Origin of the sequence: Mesorhizobium sp. ISC15, assembly GCF_037162615.1 — a bacterium.
Classification (GTDB): Bacteria; Pseudomonadota; Alphaproteobacteria; order Rhizobiales; family Rhizobiaceae; genus Mesorhizobium; species Mesorhizobium mediterraneum.
Window position 1 is genome coordinate 4427678 of record NZ_JAVSPX010000001.1, and the last position, 22582, is coordinate 4450259.

Annotated in this window: 18 protein-coding genes and 1 pseudogene; 8 read left to right on the top strand and 11 right to left on the bottom strand. The window is 62.9% G+C overall.

All coding sequences use genetic code 11. From position 1 onward, the window contains the following. The first annotated feature begins 71 nt into the window (after positions 1-71). The 6 genes from RPG13_RS21330 (at position 72) to lexA (ending at position 6438) form a co-directional block, all read left to right on the top strand. The gene (locus tag RPG13_RS21330) at positions 72-1964 is read left to right on the top strand and encodes a SurA N-terminal domain-containing protein (protein ID WP_095485235.1); all 1893 of its coding nucleotides are present in this window, start codon (positions 72-74) and stop codon (positions 1962-1964) included. After that, positions 1961-2971: an anthranilate phosphoribosyltransferase gene (trpD, locus tag RPG13_RS21335; protein ID WP_095485236.1), complete on the top strand. Its 1011-nt coding sequence runs from the start codon at positions 1961-1963 to the stop codon at positions 2969-2971. Before RPG13_RS21330 ends, trpD begins: the two co-directional genes overlap by 4 nt. A gap of 4 nt (positions 2972-2975) precedes the next feature. Further along, positions 2976-3827: an indole-3-glycerol phosphate synthase TrpC gene (gene trpC / locus RPG13_RS21340; RefSeq protein ID WP_126106492.1), complete on the top strand. Its 852-nt coding sequence runs from the start codon at positions 2976-2978 to the stop codon at positions 3825-3827. Positions 3828-3893: 66 nt separating this feature from the next. After that, positions 3894-4391, top strand: coding sequence for a cyclic pyranopterin monophosphate synthase MoaC (moaC, locus tag RPG13_RS21345; RefSeq protein WP_127203845.1), 498 nt, complete (start codon positions 3894-3896; stop codon positions 4389-4391). Next, complete coding sequence (locus tag RPG13_RS21350; RefSeq protein ID WP_337125953.1) at positions 4391-5596, top strand: molybdopterin molybdotransferase MoeA; 1206 nt, start codon at positions 4391-4393, stop codon at positions 5594-5596. The genes moaC and RPG13_RS21350 overlap by 1 nt, the downstream gene beginning before the upstream one ends. A 104-nt stretch (positions 5597-5700) precedes the next feature. Beyond that, complete coding sequence (gene lexA, locus RPG13_RS21355) at positions 5701-6438, top strand: transcriptional repressor LexA (RefSeq protein ID WP_127291698.1); 738 nt, start codon at positions 5701-5703, stop codon at positions 6436-6438. On the opposite strand, the gene RPG13_RS21360 is transcribed toward lexA, so the two are convergent. After that, positions 6432-8876, bottom strand: coding sequence for a ComEC/Rec2 family competence protein (locus RPG13_RS21360; protein ID WP_337125954.1), 2445 nt, complete (start codon positions 8874-8876; stop codon positions 6432-6434). The genes lexA and RPG13_RS21360 overlap by 7 nt on opposite strands. A 102-nt stretch (positions 8877-8978) precedes the next feature. Here RPG13_RS21360 and gltX point away from each other — a divergent pair, with 102 nt between their 5' ends. Both gltX and gltA read left to right on the top strand, forming a co-directional pair. Then, positions 8979-10403, top strand: a complete 1425-nt coding sequence (gltX, locus tag RPG13_RS21365; RefSeq protein ID WP_337125955.1) for a glutamate--tRNA ligase — start codon at positions 8979-8981, stop codon at positions 10401-10403. 181 nt (positions 10404-10584) lie between these two features. After that, positions 10585-11913, top strand: coding sequence for a citrate synthase (gene gltA / locus RPG13_RS21370; protein WP_337125956.1), 1329 nt, complete (start codon positions 10585-10587; stop codon positions 11911-11913). Between the two features lie 61 nt (positions 11914-11974). On the opposite strand, the gene lpxB is transcribed toward gltA, so the two are convergent. The 10 genes and pseudogenes from lpxB to frr form a co-directional block, all read right to left on the bottom strand. Beyond that, a complete protein-coding gene (gene lpxB / locus RPG13_RS21375) occupies positions 11975-13141 on the bottom strand; it encodes a lipid-A-disaccharide synthase (RefSeq protein WP_337125957.1) in 1167 nt (388 codons plus the stop codon). Beyond that, a complete protein-coding gene (locus RPG13_RS21380; protein WP_167391059.1) occupies positions 13131-14033 on the bottom strand; it encodes an LpxI family protein in 903 nt (300 codons plus the stop codon). Before RPG13_RS21380 ends, lpxB begins: the two co-directional genes overlap by 11 nt. Further along, positions 14020-14853: an acyl-ACP--UDP-N-acetylglucosamine O-acyltransferase gene (gene lpxA / locus RPG13_RS21385; RefSeq protein ID WP_095485559.1), complete on the bottom strand. Its 834-nt coding sequence runs from the start codon at positions 14851-14853 to the stop codon at positions 14020-14022. The genes RPG13_RS21380 and lpxA overlap by 14 nt, the downstream gene beginning before the upstream one ends. A gap of 13 nt (positions 14854-14866) precedes the next feature. Next, a complete protein-coding gene (gene fabZ / locus RPG13_RS21390) occupies positions 14867-15325 on the bottom strand; it encodes a 3-hydroxyacyl-ACP dehydratase FabZ (protein WP_095520391.1) in 459 nt (152 codons plus the stop codon). 1 nt (position 15326) lies between these two features. Further along, the gene (gene lpxD, locus RPG13_RS21395) at positions 15327-16385 is read right to left on the bottom strand and encodes a UDP-3-O-(3-hydroxymyristoyl)glucosamine N-acyltransferase (protein ID WP_127203838.1); all 1059 of its coding nucleotides are present in this window, start codon (positions 16383-16385) and stop codon (positions 15327-15329) included. 179 nt (positions 16386-16564) lie between these two features. Further along, a complete protein-coding gene (gene bamA, locus RPG13_RS21400; RefSeq protein ID WP_126106483.1) occupies positions 16565-18937 on the bottom strand; it encodes an outer membrane protein assembly factor BamA in 2373 nt (790 codons plus the stop codon). A gap of 217 nt (positions 18938-19154) precedes the next feature. Continuing rightward, positions 19155-20297 carry an RIP metalloprotease RseP gene (rseP, locus tag RPG13_RS21405; protein ID WP_095485249.1) on the bottom strand — a complete coding sequence of 381 codons (1143 nt, stop codon included), beginning with the start codon at positions 20295-20297 and terminating at the stop codon, positions 19155-19157. A 103-nt stretch (positions 20298-20400) separates the two neighbouring features. Beyond that, entirely contained in the window at positions 20401-21216 is an 816-nt protein-coding gene (locus tag RPG13_RS21410) for a phosphatidate cytidylyltransferase (protein WP_095485250.1), read from the bottom strand. Beyond that, positions 21213-21956 (bottom strand): annotated as a pseudogene (locus RPG13_RS21415) (isoprenyl transferase); the annotation flags it as partial. The gene RPG13_RS21410 and the pseudogene RPG13_RS21415, both read right to left, overlap by 4 nt. Before the next feature lie 11 nt (positions 21957-21967). Beyond that, positions 21968-22522: a ribosome recycling factor gene (gene frr / locus RPG13_RS21420; protein WP_095485252.1), complete on the bottom strand. Its 555-nt coding sequence runs from the start codon at positions 22520-22522 to the stop codon at positions 21968-21970. Between the last annotated feature and the right edge of the window lie 60 nt (positions 22523-22582).

The following is a 22582-nucleotide window of genomic DNA, read 5'->3' on the forward strand; positions in this document are numbered from 1 at the left end:
GGCCGGAAGGACGCTATTGCGCTTGTTTCAGACTCGGCGCATGCGAAAATGCGCAAAAAATCGGAAGTGACATGCTTGGTATCTTGAGAAGCGCGGCAGGGACCTGGGTGGCGAAGGCGCTGCTGATATTGTTGGTGTTGAGCTTCGCCGTCTGGGGCATTTCGGGACAGCTTCTGGGTGGTTTTGCAGGCCACGACGCGGTTATCACGGCCGGAGGCACCAAAGTATCGATCAACGAGTATCGTCTCGCCTATGATCGCCAGATCAGCGTGATGTCGCAGCAATTCGGCCAGCGCATCAGCCGCGAGCAGGCGACGGCGCTCGGCCTGGACAACCAGGTGCTGGCGCAACTCGTGTCGGGTGCAGTGCTCGATGAGCAGGCCCGCAAGCTCGGGCTTGGGCTGTCCAAGGACCGCCTGGCCCAACTCACGCATGAGGACCCGGCCTTCAAGGGCCCCGGCGGCACCTTCGACAGAAGGACTTTCGAATACATACTGCAACAGGTCGGCATGCGGCCTGAAGACTATCTCAGGAATCGCGCCCAGGTGGCTGTGCGCCAGCAGATCGTCGAGGCGGTTTCGGACGGTCTCAAGACCCCGGATACCTTCTTGAAGGCGGTCGCGCTCTATCGTGGCGAAGACCGCACCATCGACTACCTGACTTTACCGAAATCGCTGGTCGAGCCGATTGAAGCGCCGTCCGACAGCGTGCTTTCGACCTATTTCGAGGAAAACAAGAAGACCTATGCGGCACCTGAATACCGCAAATTCTCCTATGTCAGGCTCGAGCCGCAAGACATTATGGATCTGAGTGCCGTGACCGACCAACAGGTCAGCGACGACTACAACAAGAACAAGGGGCGCTACACCACGCCGGAAACGCGCACCATCGAACAGCTCGTGTTCAAGACGCCTGATGCCGCCAAGGCCGCGCTCGATTCACTCAAGACCGGCGCGACCTTCGACAAGATCGTTGCCGCCGAAGGCAAGACGCAAGCCGACACGCTGCTTGGCACGCTGCCCAAGGACAAGATTGCCGACAAGGCGGTGGCCGACGCCGCCTTCGCGCTCAACGCCAACGAGATCAGCCCGGTCGTTCAAGGCGCCTTTGGTGCGGTGCTGCTGCGCGTCACCGACATCAAGCCCGAAGTGGTGAAGCCGCTGGCCGAAGTGTCCGCCGAGATCCGCAAGGATCTGGCGTTGAGCGAGGCAAGCCGCATTCTGCTGGACGTGCATGACAACTACGAAGACATGCGCGCTTCGGGCAGCACGCTTACGCAAGCTGCCGAAAAACTGAAGCTGAAGGTCGTCACTATCGATGCGATCGATCGCACCGGCCAGAGACCGGACGGCACCATCGTCAACGACCTGCCGGAATCGCCGGATCTCATCAAGGCGGTGTTCGACGCCGAACCCGGCACCGAGAATCCCGACCTCACCACCGCCGGCAACGGCTTCGTGTTCTACGAGGTGGATTCGATCACGCCGGCCCGCGACCGCACGCTGGATGAAGTCCACCAGAAGGTAGTGGCCGACTGGACGGCGGCGGAAACGACCAAGCGGCTCACCGCAAAAGCGGTCGAACTCGAAAAGCGTCTCAAGGCCGGCACCACGCTCGATGTAATCGCAAGCGAGCTCAAGCTCGAGAAGCAGACCAAGCGCGGCGTCAAGCGCGAGGCGGACGACGTCGATTTCGGCAAGGAAGGGGCGGCAGCGATGTTCGGCGAAGGCGAAGGCGGGACCGGGTTGATCCCCTCGCCCACCGGCGACGGACAGATCCTGTTCAAGATTGCCGAAGTCTTCGAGCCTGCCGGAGCCGACGCCAGCTCGGTGCCGGACGACGCGCAGAAATCCTTCACATCCGGCATGTCCGACGACCTGCTCGACCAGTTGGTGGCGCAGTTGCAGACGCAATACGACGTTCGTATCGATCAGACAGCCGTTGCCCAAGCCCTGACCAGATGAGCGCGCTCAAGACCCATATCGCAAAGGTCGCCGCAGGCACCGCCCTTTCCTTCGAGGAGGCGCGCGAGGCCTTCGACATCATCATGTCGGGCGACGCTACGCCCGGCCAGATCGGCGGCTTCCTGATGGCGCTGCGGGTGCGCGGCGAGACGGTGAGCGAGATTTCCGGCGCCGTCGCCACGATGCGCGCCAAGATGCTGCGTGTCGATGCGCCCGCTGACGCCATCGACATCGTCGGCACCGGCGGCGACAATTCGCACAGCGTCAACATCTCGACCGCTTCCGCCTTCGTCGTCGCCGCTTGTGGCGTGCCGGTGGCTAAGCACGGCAATCGCGGACTGTCCTCGCAGACCGGCGCCGCCGACGTGCTGACCGCGCTCGGCGTCAAGATCGATATCCCGCCGGAAACGATCAGCCGCTGCATCCACGATGCAGGCGTCGGCTTCATGTTCGCGCCGGCGCATCATCCGGCGATGAAGCATGTCGGCCCGACCCGCGTCGAGCTCGGCACCCGCACCATCTTCAACCTGCTTGGCCCGCTCTCCAATCCGGCTGGTGTCAGCAGGCAGATGGTTGGCGTCTTTTTGCCGGAATGGATCATGCCGGTGGCCGAGACGCTGAAGGCATTGGGCGCCGAACACGCCTGGGTCGCCCATGGCGACGGCTATGACGAAATCACCACCACTGGCGAAACCCAAGTGGCCGAGCTAGTCGGCGGTGAGATCCGCAGCTTTACGCTAACCCCGGAAGCAGTCGGGCTGAAGCGGCACACCAAGGACGAGTTGCGCGGCGGCGACGCCGCCTATAACGCCCAGGCGCTACGCGACATGCTGGGCGGCGCCGCCGGCGCCTTTCGTGATACGGTGCTGATGAACGCCGGCGCCGGACTGGTGGTGGCTGGCAAGGCGACGATGCTTGCCGACGGCATGGCGACGGCGGCGCAAGCCATCGACAGCGGCCGGGCGCTGCAAGTGCTCGACCGGCTGGTCGAGATTTCGAACGGATAGAGCCGTGTCTGATATCCTGCGCAAGATCGAAGCCTACAAGCGCGACGAGATCGCGGCGGCGAAGGCGCGCGTGCCGCTTGCCGAGATCAAGGCGCGGGCGAAGGACACCGATGCGCCGCGCGGCTTTCTCTCGGCCCTTGAAGCCAGGCGCAAATCCGGCAGCTTCGCGCTGATCGCCGAGATCAAGAAGGCGAGCCCTTCCAAGGGCCTGATCCGAGCCGATTTCGATCCGCCGGCACTGGCCAGGGCCTATGCGAAAGGTGGCGCCGCCTGCCTCTCGGTGCTGACCGACGCGCCGTCCTTCCAGGGCGCGCCTGAATTCCTCACCGATGCGCGCAGTGCCGTGACATTGCCCGCCTTGCGCAAGGATTTTCTGTTCGAGCCTTATCAGGTGTTCGAAGCCCGTGCGTGGGGCGCTGACGCCATCCTGATCATCATGGCGAGCGTCGATGACGCCGTGGCCAGGGAGCTCGAAATGACGGCTTTCGAGCTCGGCATGGACGCGCTGGTCGAGGTGCATGACGAAGCCGAGACGGAACGCGCGCTGAAACTGTCGTCACGGCTGATCGGCATCAACAACCGCAACCTCCGGACGTTCGAAACCAGTCTCGATACTTCGGAGCGGCTCGCGACGATGGTGCCGGCCGACCGCCTGCTGGTCAGCGAGAGCGGTATTTTCTCGCACGAAGATTGCCGCAGGCTGGAAAAAAGCGACATCGGCACCTTCCTCGTCGGCGAGAGCCTGATGCGGCAACAGGACGTGGCCGCCGCAACGCACCTGCTTTTGACGGGCAAGGCGCCGGCTCATGCATCGGCCCGAAAATCGGAATCGATTTTCGGAGAGCACGATGCATAAATCCAAAGTGTTAGAGCGTGCTATGTGCGTCCAAACGGACGCACGTCGTTCTAAGGCCGTCTGACGATGACGGCTGCCCTCACCCATCTTGGCGCGAAAGGCGAAGCCAATATGGTCGATGTCGGCGACAAGGCGGAAACGACCCGCACGGCGATCGCCGAAGGTCTTGTCTCGATGCGGCCAGAAACGCTGAAGATGATCCTCGACGGCGATGCCAAGAAAGGCGACGTGCTGGGCACGGCGCGCATCGCCGGCATCATGGCGGCCAAGAGGACGCATGAGCTGATCCCGCTCTGTCACCCGCTGCTGTTGACCAAGATATCCGTCGACATCGAACCGGACGCGACGCTGCCTGGCCTGAAGGTCACGGCGCTGGCCCGCGTCACCGGCAAGACCGGCGTCGAGATGGAGGCGCTGACCGCCGTCTCGGTCGCTTGCCTGACCATCTACGACATGGCTAAGGCGGTCGACCGCGCCATGGTGATCTCCGGCATCAGGCTGGTGGAAAAGACCGGCGGCAAATCCGGCGTCTACAAAGTAGGCGCCCAAGGGGCAGGCCAATAATGGCGCTGCTTCCGGTTGCCGACGCGCTCGAGCGCCTGCTTGAAGATGCTGCGCCCTTGCAAGCTGAAAGCGTCACCCTGATGGACGCCGCCGACCGGATACTGGCGGACCCGCTCACGGCGCTCCGCACCCAGCCGCCCTTCAACGCGTCCGCCATGGACGGCTATGCCGTGCGGGCCGAGGATGTCGCCTCCGCGCCGGCAACACTTGCGGTGATCGGCATGGCGCCGGCCGGACGCGGCTTTGCCGGAACAGTCGGCCCGGCGCAGGCCGTGCGCATCTTCACCGGCGCGCCGCTTCCCGCAGGCGCTGACACCATCGTCATCCAGGAGAATGTCCGCGACCTCGGCGGCGGCAGCATCGAAGTGACCGCGTCGACGGTTGAAGGCCGCAACATCCGCCGCCTCGGGCTCGATTTCTCGAAGGGCGACGTTCTGCTGGAGAAAGGCCGCCTGCTTGATCCGGCGGCGTTGTCGCTGGCGGCGTCGGCCAACCATCCGCAGGTCAGCGTGGTGAAACGGCCGCTGGTCGCCATCATCGCCACCGGCGACGAATTGCTGCCGCCAGGCAGCGACCTTGGCCCGGACCAGATCATCTCGTCCAACGCCTATGGCGTCGCTGCCGCGGCCCGCTCGGTCGGCGCCAGCGCGCTCGACCTCGGCATCGCCCCCGACCGCAAAGAGGCGATTGCCGCGCTGGTGAAAAAGGCGGTTAACGCAGGGGCTGACGTCATCGTCACGCTGGGCGGCGCCTCGGTCGGCGACCACGACCTCGTCCACGACGTGCTGACCGGCGAAGGCATGACGCTCGATTTCTGGAAGATCGCCATGCGGCCCGGCAAGCCGCTGATGTTCGGCCGGCTGGGCGACATCCGCTGCATCGGCCTGCCCGGCAATCCGGTGGCGAGCCTGGTCTGCACGCAGCTCTTCCTGAAGCCGCTGCTTGCGCGGCTTGGCGGACGCGCCTACCGGCAGGACATGCGTCAGGCGCGGCTCGGTGCCGCCATGGCGGCCAACGATATCAGGCAGGACTATGTACGCGCCGTGGTGAAGGAAGACGCCGGCACGCTCAAGGCGACGCCGTTCGGCATCCAGGATTCCTCGATGCTCAGAATGCTGGCCGACGCCAACGGGCTGATCGTGCGCGAGCCATTCGCTCCCCCCGCCGCGACAGGCGCCGCCTGCAGCGTGCTGATGCTACGCTGAACAAAACGTCAACGCATTCATTAAACTTTAAACAGTTGCGGAACACAACTGGAACAGATAGTGTTTGTTCTGGGTTTGTTTTTCTGATTCTGTCGGGGGTCGCGATGCTGACACGCAAACAACATGAGCTGCTGATGTTCATCCACGAGCGGCTGAAGGAAAGCGGCATTCCGCCCTCGTTTGACGAGATGAAGGAAGCGCTCGATCTCGCGTCCAAATCGGGAATCCATCGGTTGATCACGGCGCTGGAGGAACGCGGCTTCATTCGCCGGCTGCCCAACCGCGCCCGCGCGCTGGAAGTGCTGCGCCTGCCCGATTCGATCGCGCCCGGCCTCAATGCGGCGCGCAAATTTTCGCCGAGCGTCATTCAGGGCAGCCTTGGGCAGGGCAGCCTCGGCCGACAGATCAAGCCGGCGCCGTCACGCATGCCTGCGGCCGGCAATGACGACGACGTCATTGCCACTGTCTCCATCCCGGTGATGGGCCGCATCGCTGCCGGTGTGCCGATCGATGCCATCCAGCACCAGACGCATTCGATCTCGGTGCCACCGGACATGATCACAGGCGGCGCGCACTACGCGCTGGAGGTCAAGGGTGATTCGATGATCGAGGCCGGCATCTTCGACGGCGACACGGTCATCATTCGCAACGCCGACACCGCCCAGCCTGGCGAGATCATTGTCGCCCTGGTCGACGAGGAGGAAGCGACGCTGAAGCGGTTCCGCCGCAAGGGCGCCTCGATCGCCCTGGAAGCCGCCAACCCGGCCTATGAGACGCGCATCTTCGGGCCGGACCGGGTCAAGGTGCAAGGCAAGCTCGTCGGATTGATCCGACGTTACTGAACGGCAGCTTTCTTGGGTTTCTCAGGCTTACGGTATGGCGGCAGGCCCCTCGCCTCGCGCGAAAATCTCCGCTGCTCATGCCAAGGCCTATATGGCTGTTTGACGGCAAAACGGATTTCTGCGCGCGTCGTCGCCGATAGCGGATCGAAAAAGACGGCGGCACTGCCCATGCGAGCGAGCTGCCGTTTGGTCACGACGAGGACCAGCGGGTTGCGGCAGGGATTATAATAGGCCGTGGCATCGTCGATGACGATCAAGTCCGCAAAGGCACAGGCTGGCCGCGCGATTTTGCGGTCGTCGGCGAGCGCGATGATCGCGCCGGATGGATGCCGGGCGAGGCACAGGCCGGCAGTGCAATAGAAAGGCGCTCCCGGCGGCAGGTCGGCCGGGTCGGCGATGTCGAACCGCACGTCTCCTTTTTCGAACGTCTCCGGCTCGACAATGGTCGCTGAAGTCAGCGCATGTTTCCAGTTGTCGGTGGTGAATTCGTTCGAGCGCACCCGGTTGACGGCAAGTTCGCCGCCGCCGATCGGCAGCGCCACCAGATGCGCATCCTCCGAGATCAGCACGTCGGGGGTTCGCGTCTCGGAAATCGTCAGCAGGCCGGCAAGCGCAAAGGGAAGTGCCGCAAGCCGCAACCATGTCGTCGCCATCGTGGCGATGACCAGGGCGACCGTCACCAGCAGAACCGACTGCAACGAAATCAGCCCGACTGCATCGACCGGCGAACGTTCGGAGATCCATCCCGATATTGCAATCATGGCCGTCAGCCCCTTGCCCATCATGTCGAGGAAAGGTCCGTCGAAGCCGAAAGGCATTGCCAAGGCGCTGACGACCGCCAGGAACATGACGACCGTGACGATCGGCATGACGGCCAGATTGGCAAACAGACTGAGCGGCGAGACGCGCTGGAAGTGCCAGATGGCGAAGAGCGCGGTGGCGCTCCCGGCAATGATGGAGGTCATGGCGATGGTGCCTGTTCCAGCGACGAGCTTCCGCGTGACGAAAGCGGCCGGTGACCGTCGTTGTGGCGGCGCCGTGGCCTTGTCGGCACGATAGTCGGACCAGCCGGCATAGGCGCCCACGAGAGCCGCGGTCGCGGCGAAGGACATCTGGAAGCTTGGGCCGACCACCTCGTGCGGCGACACGACGATGACGGCGATGGCTGAAATCGTAAGATTGCGCATGGTGAGCGCAGCCCGGTCGAACAGCACGGCGACAAGCATTACCGCCAGCATGATGAAGCTGCGCTCAGCCGCGACCACGATGCCGGAAAAAATGAGATAGGCAGCGATGGAAAGGAGTGCGGCTGCAGCCGCATATTTTTTGACCGGCCGGCGCGACGAAAAATCGGGAAACAGCGCAAAGGCGCCGCGCAGCAATCCCATGATGGTGCCGGCGACAAGCGCCATGTGCAGGCCGGAAATGGAGATGATGTGGTAGATGCCGGTGCGCCGCATCGATTCGTTGATCTCTTCGGGGATGCCGGCACGCACGCCGACGATCAGCGCAGCGGCAATCTCCCCCTCGGCGCCACCGATGCTGTCCCTGATATGGTCGGCGATGGTTTCACGCGCCTTTTCGATCGACGAAGAAAGGCGCGCTGCTAACGGTGCATCTTCGGAAGCGACGATCTTCGGATTGCCGAGGAAAAAGCCACTGGCGCCGATACCGGCGAAATAGCTGTCAAAGGAGAAGTCATAGCTGTCGGGCCGAACCGGGCCAGTCGGAGGCAAAAGCCTTGCATAGCCGGTTGCCACCGAGCCTGCGGTCATCTCAGCGGGAATTTTGCGTGCCGAAACCCTGACACGTTCCGGTGCATAACGCAGTGTCGGCCGGGCGGTCGATATCACGTCGAGGGTCAGCCTGATCCGGCCGTTCGCCATCTGGTCGAGCCTGACGACGCGGCCGGTGAGTTGGGTCTGGATTACCGAACCGAGCATCTGCGTTCCCGCGCGCCAGGTTTCAACCTTGGCGGCGAGCACACCGAGCGCGCACAGCAACGCTGCCATGAAACACAAATGTGTTTTGCGCCATGACCGCGTGACCGCTGCGCACAATGCTGTGAGGACCACCACGGCAATGGGCTGCGGAAAGTCCGGTTCCACGGCAAGCGAGAAATAGACGATCACTCCGGATGCCAGGAAAACCGGCACCAGCAGGAAGGCGACGCCGCGGTCGAGCTCCATGCCCGCCGCCGAAACCACGCTGTTGCGGATAGCGGATAGTGAAAGACGGCGGAAATGAACGACAGGAGCCGGTATTGGCGCCGGTATTGGCGCGGAGCGGTCCGGCGAGAGAGGCTGGATGCCGGGGTGCGGCGCAGGCAGCGAAACGGGTAGCGGCTCGACGGGAGAAACGTCGGCAAACAGCGATCGTTCGCTGACGCTCGCGATCGCGCCCTCGCTCTCGTCCACGCCGCGGCCTGGTCCAGCCATCGGGTCTGCCCCTTGCGCCCTTGACCTCCTATGCTACATGAACGCGCGACGCGCGAAAGTCCGCGCAACCACATCGGTTTCCTGCGCTTGCCCGAGAGTTCCATGTCCGACAAGGTCGTCACCCGTTTTGCCCCCTCGCCCACCGGCTTCCTGCATATTGGCGGGGCCCGGACGGCGCTGTTCAACTGGCTGTATTCGAAACACACCGGCGGCAAGATGCTGCTGCGCATTGAAGACACCGATCGTGGGCGTTCGACCGATGCGGCAACCGCCGCCATTCTCGACGGGCTCTCCTGGCTCGGCCTCACCTGGGACGGCGAGCCGGTATCGCAGTTCGAGCGCGCGCCGCGCCACCGCGCTGTCGCCGAGGAGCTGGTGCGCCTCGGCAAGGCCTATTACTGCTATGCGACGCCGGCTGAGCTGGAGGCGATGCGTGAGAGCGCGCGGGCCAAGGGGCTGCCTCCCCGCTATGACGGCCGCTGGCGCGATCGCGACCCGTCGGAGGCGCCGGCCGGCGCCAAGGGCGCGATCCGCATCAAGGCGCCGGCCGACGGCGAGACGGTGGTGCATGACCTCGTGCAGGGCGATGTCCGCTTTCCCAACAAGGATCTCGACGATTTCATCATCCTGCGCTCGGACGGCAATCCGACCTATATGCATGCCGTCGTCGTCGACGACCATGACATGGGCATCACCCACATCATCCGCGGCGACGACCATCTGACCAATGCCGCCCGCCAGATGATGATCTATCGAGCCATGGGCTGGGACGTGCCGGCGATGTCGCATATCCCGCTGATCCATGGCGCCGACGGCGCCAAGCTGTCGAAGCGGCACGGCGCCCTCGGCGTCGAAGCCTATCGTGCCATGGGCTATCTGCCCGAGGCACTGCTCAACTACCTGGCGCGGCTCGGCTGGAGCCACGGCGACGACGAGATCATGTCGATCGCCGACATGATTGCGTGGTTCGACATCGGCGACGTCAACAAGGGAGCCGCCCGCTTCGACTTCGCCAAGCTCGAGGCGCTGAACGGCGTGCACATGCGCCGCATGAACGACGCCGAATTGCTCGATATCTTCATCGCCACTTTGCCCTATCTGGAAGGCGGCCCGGCGATCGCCGCGCGTCTCGACGACACGCGCAAGGCGCAGTTGCTTGCCGCCCTGCCAGGCCTGAAGGAGCGCGCCAAGACGCTGGTCGAGCTGGCCGACGGTGCCGCCTTCCTGTTCGCCGAGCGGCCGCTGCCGATCGATGAGAAGGCGGCTGCATTGCTCGGCGGTGGGGCGCGCGAGATCCTGCGGGGCGCGCACGTGGCGCTGAAGACGATTTCAGGCGATTGGACGGCCGAAGCGGCGGAAGCAGCGATCCGGGAATATGCGCTGGCCGGCGGCCATAAGCTCGGCGCCGTGGCCCAACCTTTGCGTGCCGCGCTCACCGGAAAGAGCACCTCGCCCGGCGTGTTCGACGTGCTTGCCGTGCTTGGCCGCGAGGAAAGCCTGGCGCGCGTCGCGGATCAAATCGATTAGCAAAACTGGCCCAAGAAGATTGGCATTGAAAGGTGGGTTTCGCAGTGCAACATTAGGTCTTGGCCCAATTTGGCACGCAAATCCAATTGCGGGCGCAAACGCGCGGACTCCGATCCTTTCGACGTGTTGCGTTGCAGATATTTCGCCTTTGCCGGCATGAGAAAACCAAAAGGAGTTTGCAATGTCCGAAGCTGCGACAAAAATGGAATTTGGCGGCAAAACCCAGGTGTCGACTGCAAAACTTGAGTTCGGCGGCAAAACTCACGAACTCAAGGTGCGAAGCGGCTCGGTCGGACCTGATGTCATCGATATCGGCTCGCTTTACAGCACCACCGGGGCCTTCACCTACGATCCCGGATTCACGTCGACGGCAAGCTGCGAGTCGGAAATCACTTTCATCGACGGCGATGCCGGCATCCTTTTGCATCGCGGCTATCCCATCGACCAGCTGGCCGAGCATGGCGACTTCCTCGAAGTCTGCTATCTCTTGCTCTACGGCGAATTGCCGACCAAGGCGCAGAAGGACGATTTCGACTACCGGGTGACGCGCCACACCATGGTGCATGAGCAGATGTCGCGCTTCTTCACCGGCTTTCGCCGCGACGCGCATCCGATGGCGGTGATGTGCGGCGTGGTCGGCGCGCTGTCGGCCTTCTATCACGATTCCACCGACATCTCGGACCCGTATCAGCGCATGGTCGCATCGATGCGGCTGATCGCGAAAATGCCGACGATCGCGGCGATGGCCTACAAATATCACATCGGCCAGCCCTTCATTTACCCGAAGAACGAGCTGAATTTCGCGGCCAACTTCCTGCATATGTGCTTTGCCGTGCCGTGCGAGGAATACAAGATCAACCCGGTGCTGGCCCGTGCGATGGAGCGCATCTTTATCCTGCACGCCGATCACGAGCAGAACGCCTCGACATCGACCGTCCGCCTCGCCGGCTCGTCGGGCGCCAATCCGTTTGCCTGCATCGCAGCCGGCATCGCCTGCCTGTGGGGACCGGCCCATGGCGGCGCCAACGAGGCGGCCTTGAACATGCTGGGCGAGATCGGCCATGTCGACCACATCCCGGAATTCATCGCCCGCGCCAAGGACAAGAACGACCCGTTCCGGCTGATGGGTTTCGGCCACCGCGTCTACAAGAACTACGATCCGCGTGCCAAGATCATGCAGAAGACGGCACATGAGGTTCTGGGCGAACTCGGCATCAAGGACGATCCGCTGCTCGACATCGCCATGGAGCTGGAAAAGATCGCGCTGACCGACTCCTATTTCATTGAGAAGAAGCTCTATCCGAACGTCGATTTCTATTCCGGCATCACGCTGAAGGCGCTGGGCTTCCCCACCACCATGTTCACGGTGCTGTTCGCAGTCGCCCGCACCGTCGGCTGGATCGCGCAGTGGAAAGAGATGATCGAGGATCCGCACCAGAAGATCGGCCGCCCGCGCCAGCTCTATACAGGTGCGCCGGAACGCGACTACGTGCCGATTGCGAAGCGGTGAAAAGAAAAAGTGAGTAGTGAGTAGTAAATAGGAATTTTCTTTACTACTCACTAATCACTACTCACCCCTTGATGTACTTCATCACGACCCCCGCTGCGATGTCGCCCGAAGGTCTGTCGACGGCCATGCGTCTGGCCACCTCGGCAAAACCGTCCTTCTGCCATGCGCGATAGGGGGTGTCGGAAAACAGCGCCTCCAACTGCCGCGCCAGATAATGCGGCCGCACATATTCGTTGTAGTTTTCCGGCAGGACCGGACGGTCGGCGATGAGATTTGGCAAGGCGGCGCTCCATACGGTGATCAGGCGCTGGGCCATCCGCATGACCGGATCGAGCCGGTAGCAGGAGATCATCGGCACACCCGACAGCGCCAACTCCAGCGACACCGTTCCCGATGCGATCAGCGCCGCATCGGCCTTGCCGAAGGCCTGCCATTTGCGCTCGGGATCAAGGATGATCTCCGGCTTCTCGTCCCAACTTGCGACCGAAGCCCTGACCAGGTCGGCGACATGCGGCACCGTCGGCAACAGCAGGCGCAAGCGGTGTCCGCGCGCGCGCAGGATCGAGATCGTCTTGCCGAATGGGCCGACCAGCCGTCGCACCTCGCCGCGACGCGAGCCGGGCAGCACAAGCAGTGTCTTCACACGATCGTCGGACAGATCGCGCGGCAGGCTTTGCGCCTTGGCAGCGCCGAGCACGCCCGGATCATGTGTGAGGCGATGGCCGACATAGGTGCCGGGCGGACCGCCGAGGCGTGCGAGCTCCTTCACTTCGAAAGGCAGGATGCAGAGGATGTGATCGACATACGGTTTCATCGCCACCGCCCTGCCCGGTCGCCACGCCCAGACGCTCGGGCAGACATAGTGGACGATCGGGATCGTCGGATCGGCGGCGCGAACCTTCTTGGCCACGCGCAGCGAAAAATCCGGGCTGTCGATGGTGATGAGACAGTCGGGCTTTCCACCGGCGACCGCGCTGGCCGTCTGGCTGATCCGCCGCATCAGGCGCGGCAGGTCGCGCAGGATGGCGCTCAAGCCCATCAGCGCGATCTCGCCGCCGTCGAAGAGCGGCGTGAGGCCGAGCGCCTGCAAATGGCGGCCGCCGATGCCGACGAGCCGGACCTCGCGGCCGGTCGCGCGCTTGAGCGCCTCTACGATGTCGGCACCAAGCAGATCGCCGGATTCCTCGCCGGCAACGATGGCGATCTTCAGCGGTTTGTCAGTCGCCATGCGCCGGCTCCGCAGCGGGCAGGCCAATCACGAACAGGCCGAGCGCATTGGCGCGTGCGACGACGGTGGGGCCTTCCAGAACCAGCGAGCGGCCGGCTTCGACGGCAATGCCGGCAAGTCCGGCGGCATGCGCCGCCTCGATCGTCTGTGGGCCGATGGAGGGCAGGTCCGCGCGCAACTCCTGGCCGGGCTTGGCGCATTTGACCAGGACGCCGCGCGTTCTGCCGGCAAGTCTGCCATGGCCGCGCAACTGCCTTGTTCGATCAAGCAATCCATCGGTGCCCTCGACGCCCTCCAGCGCGATGGCGCGGCCGCCGATCGCGACAGCTGCCTGGCCGATATCCAGCGCACCGATGGCCTTTGCCGCCGCATGTGCCGCTTCGATGTCGCGCCAGTCGGATTTGCGCGGCGCTGCCTTGGTCAGCGTCCCTTCGGCCGCGACCAGCTCCGGCACGATCTCATGGGCGCCGACGACCTTGACCCCACGCGCCTCCAGAGCCCGCGTCAAAACCTTCAACAGACCGTCGTCACCACGGGCAAGCGCTATGACCACCGACGGCACCACAGCCAGCAAGCCGAGGCTCGGGCGCATGTCGATCAGTCTCGGCCGGCGCCTGATCTCGCCGGCAAGGACGAGATGGCTGATCCGTCGACGCCTCAGTAACGAAGCCAGCGAACCGATGTCTTCCAGAGCGAGGCTCTCATGCTCGTAGCCGCTGAGGTCGGACTTGCGGTCGACTTCGCCCTCGATCAGGATAATGACGGGCGGGTAGCCTTGTCCGGCCAGGCTAATCGCAACTTCGACCGGCAAACTGCCGCCGCCGGCGATGATGCCGACCCTGGCATCTGGCGCGAGATCAAGGCCCGTCCGGGTGGCCTCAATTTTCGTCATCTGCATCGTCGCCGTCGCCACCCCTGAGCGACGGGACGGCATAGTGCCGCTTGCCGCGACTGGCGATGAAATCGATGATTTTCATGGCGGTCGGTGAGGAGGCGAATTCCGCCTTGGCGAACTCGACGTTTTCGCCGACGGTTCGGGAGCGATCGAAGATTGTCCTGTAGGCCTTGCGCAGCGTATGGATCTCGGAGCGCGGCAGGCCGGCGCGCTTCAGGCCGATGATGTTGAGGCCGCGAAGTTTGGCGCGATTGCCGACGGCGATGGCGTAGGGAATGACATCGCCGACGATTGCCGAGCAACCGCCGAGAAAGGCGTTGTCGCCGACGCGGACAAACTGATGAACGGCGGTGAGGCCACCGATATAGACGTTGTCGCCGATCTCGCAATGGCCGCCCAACGTCGCCTGATTGGCAAAGGTGGCGTTCTTGCCGACGATGCAGTCATGGGCGATGTGGGCGTAGGCAAGGAAGTTGCCATTGTCGCCGATTGTCGTCTCGCCGCGGCTGGAATCGGTGCCGAGATGCATGGTCACGCCTTCGCGGATCGTGCAGTTCTCACCGATGACCAGCGTGGTGCGGCCGCCCTTGTGCTTGGTGTTCTGCGGCGGCGCGCCCAGTGTCGCCATCGGATAGACCTTGGTCGACGCGCCGATGGTGGTCGCGCCCATCACCGAGATATGGCTGACCAGTTCGACGCGGTCGCCGATCACTGCGTCGGCGCTGATGTGGCAGAACGGCCCGATGCGGACGCCTTCGCCGATTTTAGCGCCTGCCTCGATGACCGAAGATGGATGGATCACTGTCTGGATTTTCATAAGCATTCGATCGTCAGTCGCTCGTAACCATCATCGCCGAGATCTCGGCTTCCGCGGCCTTGACGCCGTCGACCAGAGCCTCGCAGGCGAATTTGAGAAGGTTGCCGCGTTTCTTGATTTTCTTCACATGGATCTTCAACTGGTCGCCGGGAACGACCGGTTTGCGGAATTTGGCGTTGTCGATGGTCAGGAAATAGACCAGCGACGGTTTTTCGGTGCCAAGGCTGCGGATGCAGATGGCGCCGGCCGTCTGCGCCATCGCCTCGACGATCAGCACGCCGGGCATAACCGGCTGGTCCGGGAAATGACCCTGAAAATGCGGCTCGTTTATGGTCACGTTCTTGATGCCGATAGCGGACTCGTCGCCATCGATGTCGATAATGCGGTCGATCATCAGGAACGGATAGCGATGCGGCAGGAGCTTCATCAGCCCCAATATGTCGACCGCCTCGAGCGTCGTCGCCGCCACCATCTCAGCTATTCCCTCCGTCGCCGGATTTGCGCGCCCTGGCCAGTCTTCGCAGGGCCGCGATCTCCCGCATGGCTTCCGCCATCGGCTGTGCCGGATACCCTCCCCAAATCTCGCCCGCAGGGACGTTGCTCATGAACCCGCTTCTTGCGGCAAGCTTGGCCCCTGTCCCTATGGTCAGGTGATCCGCAAGGCCGACACCGCCACCCATGGTGACGTTGTCGCCCACCGTTACGGAACCGGAAATACCCGAAAGACCGGCGATTATGCAGTTGCGGCCGATGCGAACGTTGTGGGCGATCTGCACCAGATTGTCGATCTTGGTGCCTTGGCCGATGATCGTGTCGGACATGGCGCCACGATCGACCGTGGTGTTCGAGCCGATCTCGACATCGTCCTGGATAACGACCCGGCCGATTTGCGGGACGCGCTCCGGGCCCTTGGCGCCGGCCACGAACCCAAAACCGTCCTGACCGATGCGGGCGCCGCCATGGATGATGACGCGGTTGCCGATCAGGGCGTATTGGATGCTGGCGCCCGGACCGACATAGCCATCGCGGCCGAACTGGCAGGAGGGACCGATAACGGCATGAGGAGCAATGACGGATCCGCTGCCGATAGAAGCGCGGGGGCCGATGATCGCGCCGGCCTCGATGATCGCGCCGGCCTCAATGTGCGCCGAAGGATCGATATGGGCATGCGGTGAGATACCGGTTTCGCCGGTCATCGGCGCCGGTGTAGCGGCAGCCGGGAAAAGAAGCCGTCCGACCATCGCGAAAGCCTGTTGCGGGCGCGGATGGACCAGAACCGCGATGCCCGCCGGCGCCTTGCCGGCAAATTCGGCGGGACAGAGGACCGCCGCCGCCCGCAGCGATTGCATCAGCGCGAAGTTGCGTCTGCCGTCGACGAAGACAAGGGCGTGCTCACCGCCTTCGCTTGCCGGTGCCAAGGCTTCGATCGATATATCGGAAAGGCCGGTATCGACAAGCACCGAGCCGGTCAGATTCGCGACTTCGCCAGCCGTGTACCGGCGTGAGGGCGCGAAGAACACCGGATCGGTCATTCCAGAAGCTATATCCAGCTAGCGCATGACCCGGAAAATCGGAATCGATTTTCGCTGGGGATCATGCGCAAAATCAAAGTGCTACAGCGTTCTTTGCGCGTCCAAGAGGACGCGCGGCGCTGTAGTGTCGGATCACTCTCTTCCGGGCCCCAACGGCCCGGAAACATCGTTGCCGCCGATCAGAAGCGGGTCGATATGCCGAAGTTGAATTCCTGCACGTCGTCGGTGTCTTCCTTGAGGACCGGGATCGCATAGTCGATGCGGATCGGGCCGAACGGCGACGCCCACATCAGACCAACGCCGACCGAGGCGCGCCACTGCATGTCGGTTGTCGATTGATCGACCAAATCAGCACTGACCTTGCTGCCATAGAGCGTTGCCGCATCGGCGAAGACCGCGCCGCGCAGGCCGAAGCTCTCCGGAATGACCGGCATTGGGAACTGGGCTTCCGCCGAGGCGTTGAAATAGGTGGTGCCGCCGAGATGGTCATCAAATCCGTCCGAGTCGACGGGGCCGATGCCGCCATAGGCAAAGCCGCGGATCATGCGGTCACTGCTCTGGAAATGATCGAAGATGCGCAGATCGCCGCCGCCGAAGCCTTGGACGTGGCCTGCCCCGCCCGAAACCAAGCCGACCAGATCAAGCTGCTCCGACAATGTCTGGTAGACGCTGCCACGCGCCGTCACCTTGACGAACTTGGCGTCACCGCCGAGCCCGGCCACCTCCGTGGTGACATTGGCGTAGATGCCCTCATGCGGGTTCTTCATGTCGTCGATGGTGTTGTAGACCAGGCCGAGACTGACCGACGACTTGAGCCACGGGCTTTCCTGAATACCTTCAAAGATTGCCTCAGAGACGTCGCAGCCGGCGTCGGGCTCGCCATCATTGTCAACATCGCAGTCGTCATCGAGCTTATACTTCTCCTGCGAGATATTATACGCAAGCTGCGTCGAGATGTTGTCGGTGATCGGCAGGCCGAAGCGCACTGTCGCGCCTATCGTCTCGCTCTCGTATTCGTCGTAGTTCCTGGTCCGGTTGAAGACATCGAAACCGGCAGCGATACGCCGCCCAAGGAAATAGGGTTCGGTGAAGGAGAAGCTGTAGTCGCGCGAATTCTTGCCGCCGCCCGCCGACAACTTGATGAACTGGCCGCGTCCGAGGAAGTTGCGCTCGGTGATCGAGCCTTCGATGGATGGGCCTGACGTGTCGCCGCCGGTCGAATAGCCGGCCCCAACCGAGAACTCGCCGGTCGATTTCTCGACCACGTCGACCACGAGCACCACTTGGTCTGGCTCAGAGCCGGGCACGGTGGAAACCTCGACTTTTTCAAAGTAATCGAGCGCTTCCAGCCGCTTCTTCGCGCGCTGGATGAGAACCTGGTTGAAGGCATCGCCCTCACTGACGTCGAATTCGCGACGAATGACATAGTCGCGTGTCCGGTCGTTGCCGCGAATCTCGATGCGTTCGACATAGGCCTTGGTGCCTTGGTCGATCGTATAGACCACCGAAATGGTGTGGTTCTCGAAATTGCGGTCGCCGCGCGGCGTCACCTGAGCGAAGGCATAGCCGGAACCGGCAACCTTCTCGGTCAGCGCGATGATGGTGTCTTCAACGTTCTTGGCGTTGTAGACATCGCCCTTGTGGGTCTCGACCACCGACTGCAGCGACGCACCGTCGACCTCGGGAATCGTGCTCTCGACGCTGACGTCGCCGAATGTGTAGCGATCGCCCTCCTGCACGGTGATGGTCACCGTATATTTGTTGGTGGTCTCGTCGAGTTCGCCGACCGCGGAAACCACCTGGAAATCGGCATAGCCGTGATTGTAATAGAAACGGCGCAGCAGCTCCTGATCGGCGCGCAGCTTGTCGTCGTCATAGACGTCGTCGCGCAGCACGAACGAGAGGAAGGTCGAGCGCTTGGTCGAGATGACGTCGGACAGGCGACGGCTTGAATAGGCGCTGTTACCGACGAAATTGACCGCGGCGATCTGCGTGCGGCCGCCTTCGTTGATGTTGAAGACCACGTTCACGCGGTTGTCGCCGAGATCCATGATCTGGGTGGTCACGGCGGCGTCGTCGCGACCGATACGCCTGTAGGCGGCCTTGACCGCCTCGACATCGGCATCGAGCGCCTGCTGCGAGAATGTTCCGCGCGGCTTCAACTGAACCGCGGCCGCAAGGGCGTTGTCCTTGAGCTTCTTGTTGCCTTGGAACAGCACCTGGTTCACGACCTGATATTCGGAAACCTTGACGACCAGCGACGAACCGACCTGGTTGATCTGGACGTCCGAGAACAGCCCGGTGCCGAACAGCGCCTTGACCGCATCGTCGATATCGGCGCTGGAAAAGGCCTTGCCGGGCTTGATTGTGATGTAGTTGCGGATCGTGTCGGCGTCGACACGCTGATTGCCGCTGACTTCAACTCTTGAGACAACAGCGGCCTCGGCCGCCGATGTGGCAACGAATTGCACTGCGAGCGCACCTGGCACGACCAGAGCGGCGGACAGGGCCACCGCGGACGCGGCGCTCAAAAACTTGGATGCTGCCTTCATCGGGCTTTTGTACCTTTTCTCGAAGTCCCCACGGCGAGAAAACCGGACGTGCGGTAATTTCCCCTACCGTATTAACCGGATTTTCCCTACACGCAAGGCTCCTGGTTAATTTGTATTTACTTAACCCTGTTGCGTGGCTTTCGCGTCACGCATATCCCCACGCATGGTAAACGGCGTCTCAACGTTGGCTGTGCCGAAGCCAAATTTCTTCATGATTTCAGCACCCAAACAGATCGTTCCAGAAAACGAACCCCATGAAGCCCAACACGAGCATGAAGCCAGCCCTATAGCCCATCTCCATCATCCGCTCCGACACCGGTCGCCGAATGACGGCCTCCACGCCGTAGAATAAGAGATGGCCGCCGTCGAGGGGGGGAATCGGCAAAAGGTTGAGAATGCCGATGCCGACCGACAGCAGCGCGACAAGTTGCACAAGCCAGTCGAAGCCCAATTTCGCCGCCTGCCCCGACATCTTTGCGATCTTGATTGGGCCGCCCAGCTGGCATTTGTCTTCGCGCCCGACGACGAAACGCTGCAGGAACTGACCGGTGCGCTGAATGATGTATCCCGTCTCCTCGACCGCCGCCCCTACCGCTTCGATCGGGTTGTAAGTGACTAGCCTGGGTTGGCCGAATTCCTGATTGTTGACGACGCCGATCACGGCCACTTTGACCTTGTTGCCCAGCCCATCTTGCTGCTCCATCAGCTCCGGCGTCGCCGTGGCGGTGATCTCCTTGCCGTCGCGCAGCATGACGAAGGTGATAGCATCGCCGCCGCGGCCCGAAACCAGGCGCTGGACGTCGGAGAACGTCTGGACCTTGCTGCCGTTGACGCTGACGAATCGGTCACCGGGCAGGATGCCAGCCCTGGCGGCCGGACTGCCGGCGGTGACTTCAGCCACCATTGGCTCCATCACAGGGCGGCCATAGGCGGAAAACAGCACCGCAAAGACGGCAATCGTCAGCAGGAAATTGAACAGCGGGCCGGCCACCACAGTCGCCGCGCGCTTCCAGACCGGCTGCGTGTGAAAGGCAATCTTGCGTTCGGCAGTGGTCAGCGATTCGAGCTCCTCCGAGCTGGGCTGGCTCGATGTGGCATTCATGTCGCCGACGAATTTGACATAGCCGCCAAGCGGAATGGCGCAGAGTTTCCAGCGTGTGCCATGGCTGTCATTGAAGCCGAAGAGTTCCGGGCCGAAGCCAATCGAAAAGGCCTTTACGCCGATGCCGCACCAGCGGCCGACGAGGTAATGGCCCATCTCGTGGACGAACACGACCACGGTCAGCACGAACAGGAAAGGCACCAGCGTGCCGAGGAAAAAGCCCTCCGTGCTGAAAACCGCGTGAAGAATCTCGTTCAACTCATGTCCTCAAAACTCGTCCGCAGCACGGGCGTACCGCGACTGTGACATCAATCCAGGCGAATCCATGGCGCATCCTGCGCAAGTCAAGACACAATGCCGATCAAGCTGGAAACAGCCCCTGCGCCGGATGGTCGGCGGTCGCCGAAATCCAGCCGATGACGTACAGGGCGAAGGCCGCCGCGACAAGCCCGTCGACCCGGTCCATGACACCGCCATGGCCAGGTATCAGCGTGCCCGAATCCTTGCGGTCGTGGCGGCGCTTCACCCATGATTCGAAAAGGTCGCCGGCCTGGGCGACGATCGAAAGCACGAGCGCAACGACGCCAAGCACTGCGAGATTGCCGGCTCCGGCCGCGGCGGCCAAAAGCAGTCCGGCAACCACGCCGCCGACCGCGCCGCCGAGTGCCCCGCTCTGCGTCTTGCCGGGCGAGATCGACGGCGCCAGTTTCGGGCCGCCGACAGCGCGGCCGACGAAATAGGCTGATATGTCGGTCGCCCAAACCACCGCGAACAGGAAAAGAATGGCGACGAGGCCGGGATGATCGCCGTCGCGCAAAAGAGCAAGCGACAGGCCAGAAATGGCGGCATAGGCAAGGCCTGACGGGTCCCACTGTCCCGTTTGGCGCATCGAACCCACGACCACGGTGACAACGACCATCACTGCTCCAAGAAGCAGCAGCCAGGACGCAGGCAGGCCGGCAACCAAGGCGACGACGAAGACCAGAAGCAGCGCATCCGGCAGAAGACCAAGACCCGTGGCGGCGACCGGGCGGCACATTCGCGTCCATTCATAGAAGATCAGGATCGACATGGCGGCGCAAAGCAACCGGAAAGGCAGTCCGCCGAGCCAGGTCAGACCAAGCGTGACGACGGCAAGCACGATGGCGGAAATAACACGAAGCTGGAGGTTGCTCATCCCTTGGCCGTCACGGCGACGTCTTGAGAGCCAAGCCCGCCGAAACGGCGCTCGCGGCCAGCGAAATCGCGCAATGCGTCGGCCAAATGCTCGCGGCTGAAATCGGGCCAGTAGCAAGGCAGGAAGACGAGCTCGCTATAGGCCGCCTGCCACAGAAGAAAATTCGACAGCCTGAGTTCGCCGCTGGTGCGGATGACCAGTTCAGGGTCCGGAATACCCTGGGTATCGAGAGAGCCGGCAAAGGATTCGGCCGTGATCGCCTCGCTGTCGAGCTCGCCGCGCGCCACCGCCGAGGCAAGCTTGCGCGCCGTGCGCACGATCTCGTCACGCCCGCCATAGTTGAAGGCGATGACCAGGGTCAGCGCCTCGTTGCGCATGGTCAGCGTTTCGGCCTCTTCAAGCAGGGTCCTGATATCAGGCTGCAACCCTGCCCTGTCGCCGATGATCCTGACCCGCACGCCGCTCTGGTGCAGTTCGGCGAGATCGCGGCGGATGAAGATTTTCAAGAGGCCCATCAGGTCGCTGACTTCGGACTTCGGTCGCGACCAGTTTTCCGACGAGAAAGCGTAGACGGTCAGGAAGGAGATGCCGAGGCCAGGAGCGGCGCGCACCGTGTTGCGCAGCGCCTCGACGCCGGCACGATGCCCGGCAAGCCGCGGCATGCCGCGCGCTTTGGCCCAGCGTCCGTTTCCGTCCATGATGATCGCGACATGCGCGGGGCTTGTCATAGTTTCGCTTTCGGGTCGGACCCTTAAACCTGCATGATTTCGGCTTCCTTATCGGAAAGCAGATGGTCGATGGTGCCGATCATCTCGTCGGTGAGCTTCTGGACCTGGTCGGACCGCTTGCGCTGATCGTCCTCGCTGATATCGCCGTCCTTTTCCGCCTTTTTGAGAAACTCCATGCCGTCCCGGCGCACGTGGCGCACGGCGATGCGGGCATTCTCGGCATAACCATGCGAGATCTTGACCAGCTCCTTGCGGCGCTGCTCGTTGAGCTCGGGCAGCGGAATTCTAAGATTGGTGCCGTCGACGATCGGATTGAAGCCGAGATTGGATTCGCGGATGGCGCGATCGACCGCGCCGACCATCGACTTGTCCCAGACCGAAACCGAAATCATGCGCGGCTCCGGCACCGACACGTTCGCCACCTGGTTGATAGGCATGGTGGTGCCATAGGCCTGCACCTGGATTGCGTCGAGCAGGTTGCTCGAGGCGCGGCCGGTCCGCAGCGAAGCCAGATCGTGCTTGAACGCAGCGATCGCCCCGTCCATACGCCGTTTGAGATCATCGTATTCGCCACTCATCATCGTCTCCTCGACCCGTTAGCCCGGGTTCACTGTTCAGGGATAACCCCGTGTTCGAGC

Bases quoted from the DNA above. Each gene is read 5' to 3' on its own strand.
- bamA (WP_126106483.1), bottom strand. From the start codon at position 18,937: ATGAAGGCAGCATCCAAGTTTTTGAGCGCCGCGTCCGCGGTGGCCCTG.
- RPG13_RS21410 (WP_095485250.1), bottom strand. From the start codon at position 21,216: ATGAGCAACCTCCAGCTTCGTGTTATTTCCGCCATCGTGCTTGCCGTC.
- RPG13_RS21330 (WP_095485235.1), top strand. From the start codon at position 72: ATGCTTGGTATCTTGAGAAGCGCGGCAGGGACCTGGGTGGCGAAGGCG.
- RPG13_RS21360 (WP_337125954.1), bottom strand. From the start codon at position 8,876: ATGGCTGGACCAGGCCGCGGCGTGGACGAGAGCGAGGGCGCGATCGCG.
- lpxB (WP_337125957.1), bottom strand. From the start codon at position 13,141: ATGGCGACTGACAAACCGCTGAAGATCGCCATCGTTGCCGGCGAGGAA.
- moaC (WP_127203845.1), top strand. From the start codon at position 3,894: ATGACGGCTGCCCTCACCCATCTTGGCGCGAAAGGCGAAGCCAATATG.
- gltX (WP_337125955.1), top strand. From the start codon at position 8,979: ATGTCCGACAAGGTCGTCACCCGTTTTGCCCCCTCGCCCACCGGCTTC.
- RPG13_RS21350 (WP_337125953.1), top strand. From the start codon at position 4,391: ATGGCGCTGCTTCCGGTTGCCGACGCGCTCGAGCGCCTGCTTGAAGAT.
- lpxA (WP_095485559.1), bottom strand. From the start codon at position 14,853: ATGAAAATCCAGACAGTGATCCATCCATCTTCGGTCATCGAGGCAGGC.
- gltA (WP_337125956.1), top strand. From the start codon at position 10,585: ATGTCCGAAGCTGCGACAAAAATGGAATTTGGCGGCAAAACCCAGGTG.
- frr (WP_095485252.1), bottom strand. From the start codon at position 22,522: ATGAGTGGCGAATACGATGATCTCAAACGGCGTATGGACGGGGCGATC.
- lpxD (WP_127203838.1), bottom strand. From the start codon at position 16,385: ATGACCGATCCGGTGTTCTTCGCGCCCTCACGCCGGTACACGGCTGGC.
- lexA (WP_127291698.1), top strand. From the start codon at position 5,701: ATGCTGACACGCAAACAACATGAGCTGCTGATGTTCATCCACGAGCGG.
- fabZ (WP_095520391.1), bottom strand. From the start codon at position 15,325: ATGGTGGCGGCGACGACGCTCGAGGCGGTCGACATATTGGGGCTGATG.
- trpD (WP_095485236.1), top strand. From the start codon at position 1,961: ATGAGCGCGCTCAAGACCCATATCGCAAAGGTCGCCGCAGGCACCGCC.
- RPG13_RS21380 (WP_167391059.1), bottom strand. From the start codon at position 14,033: ATGACGAAAATTGAGGCCACCCGGACGGGCCTTGATCTCGCGCCAGAT.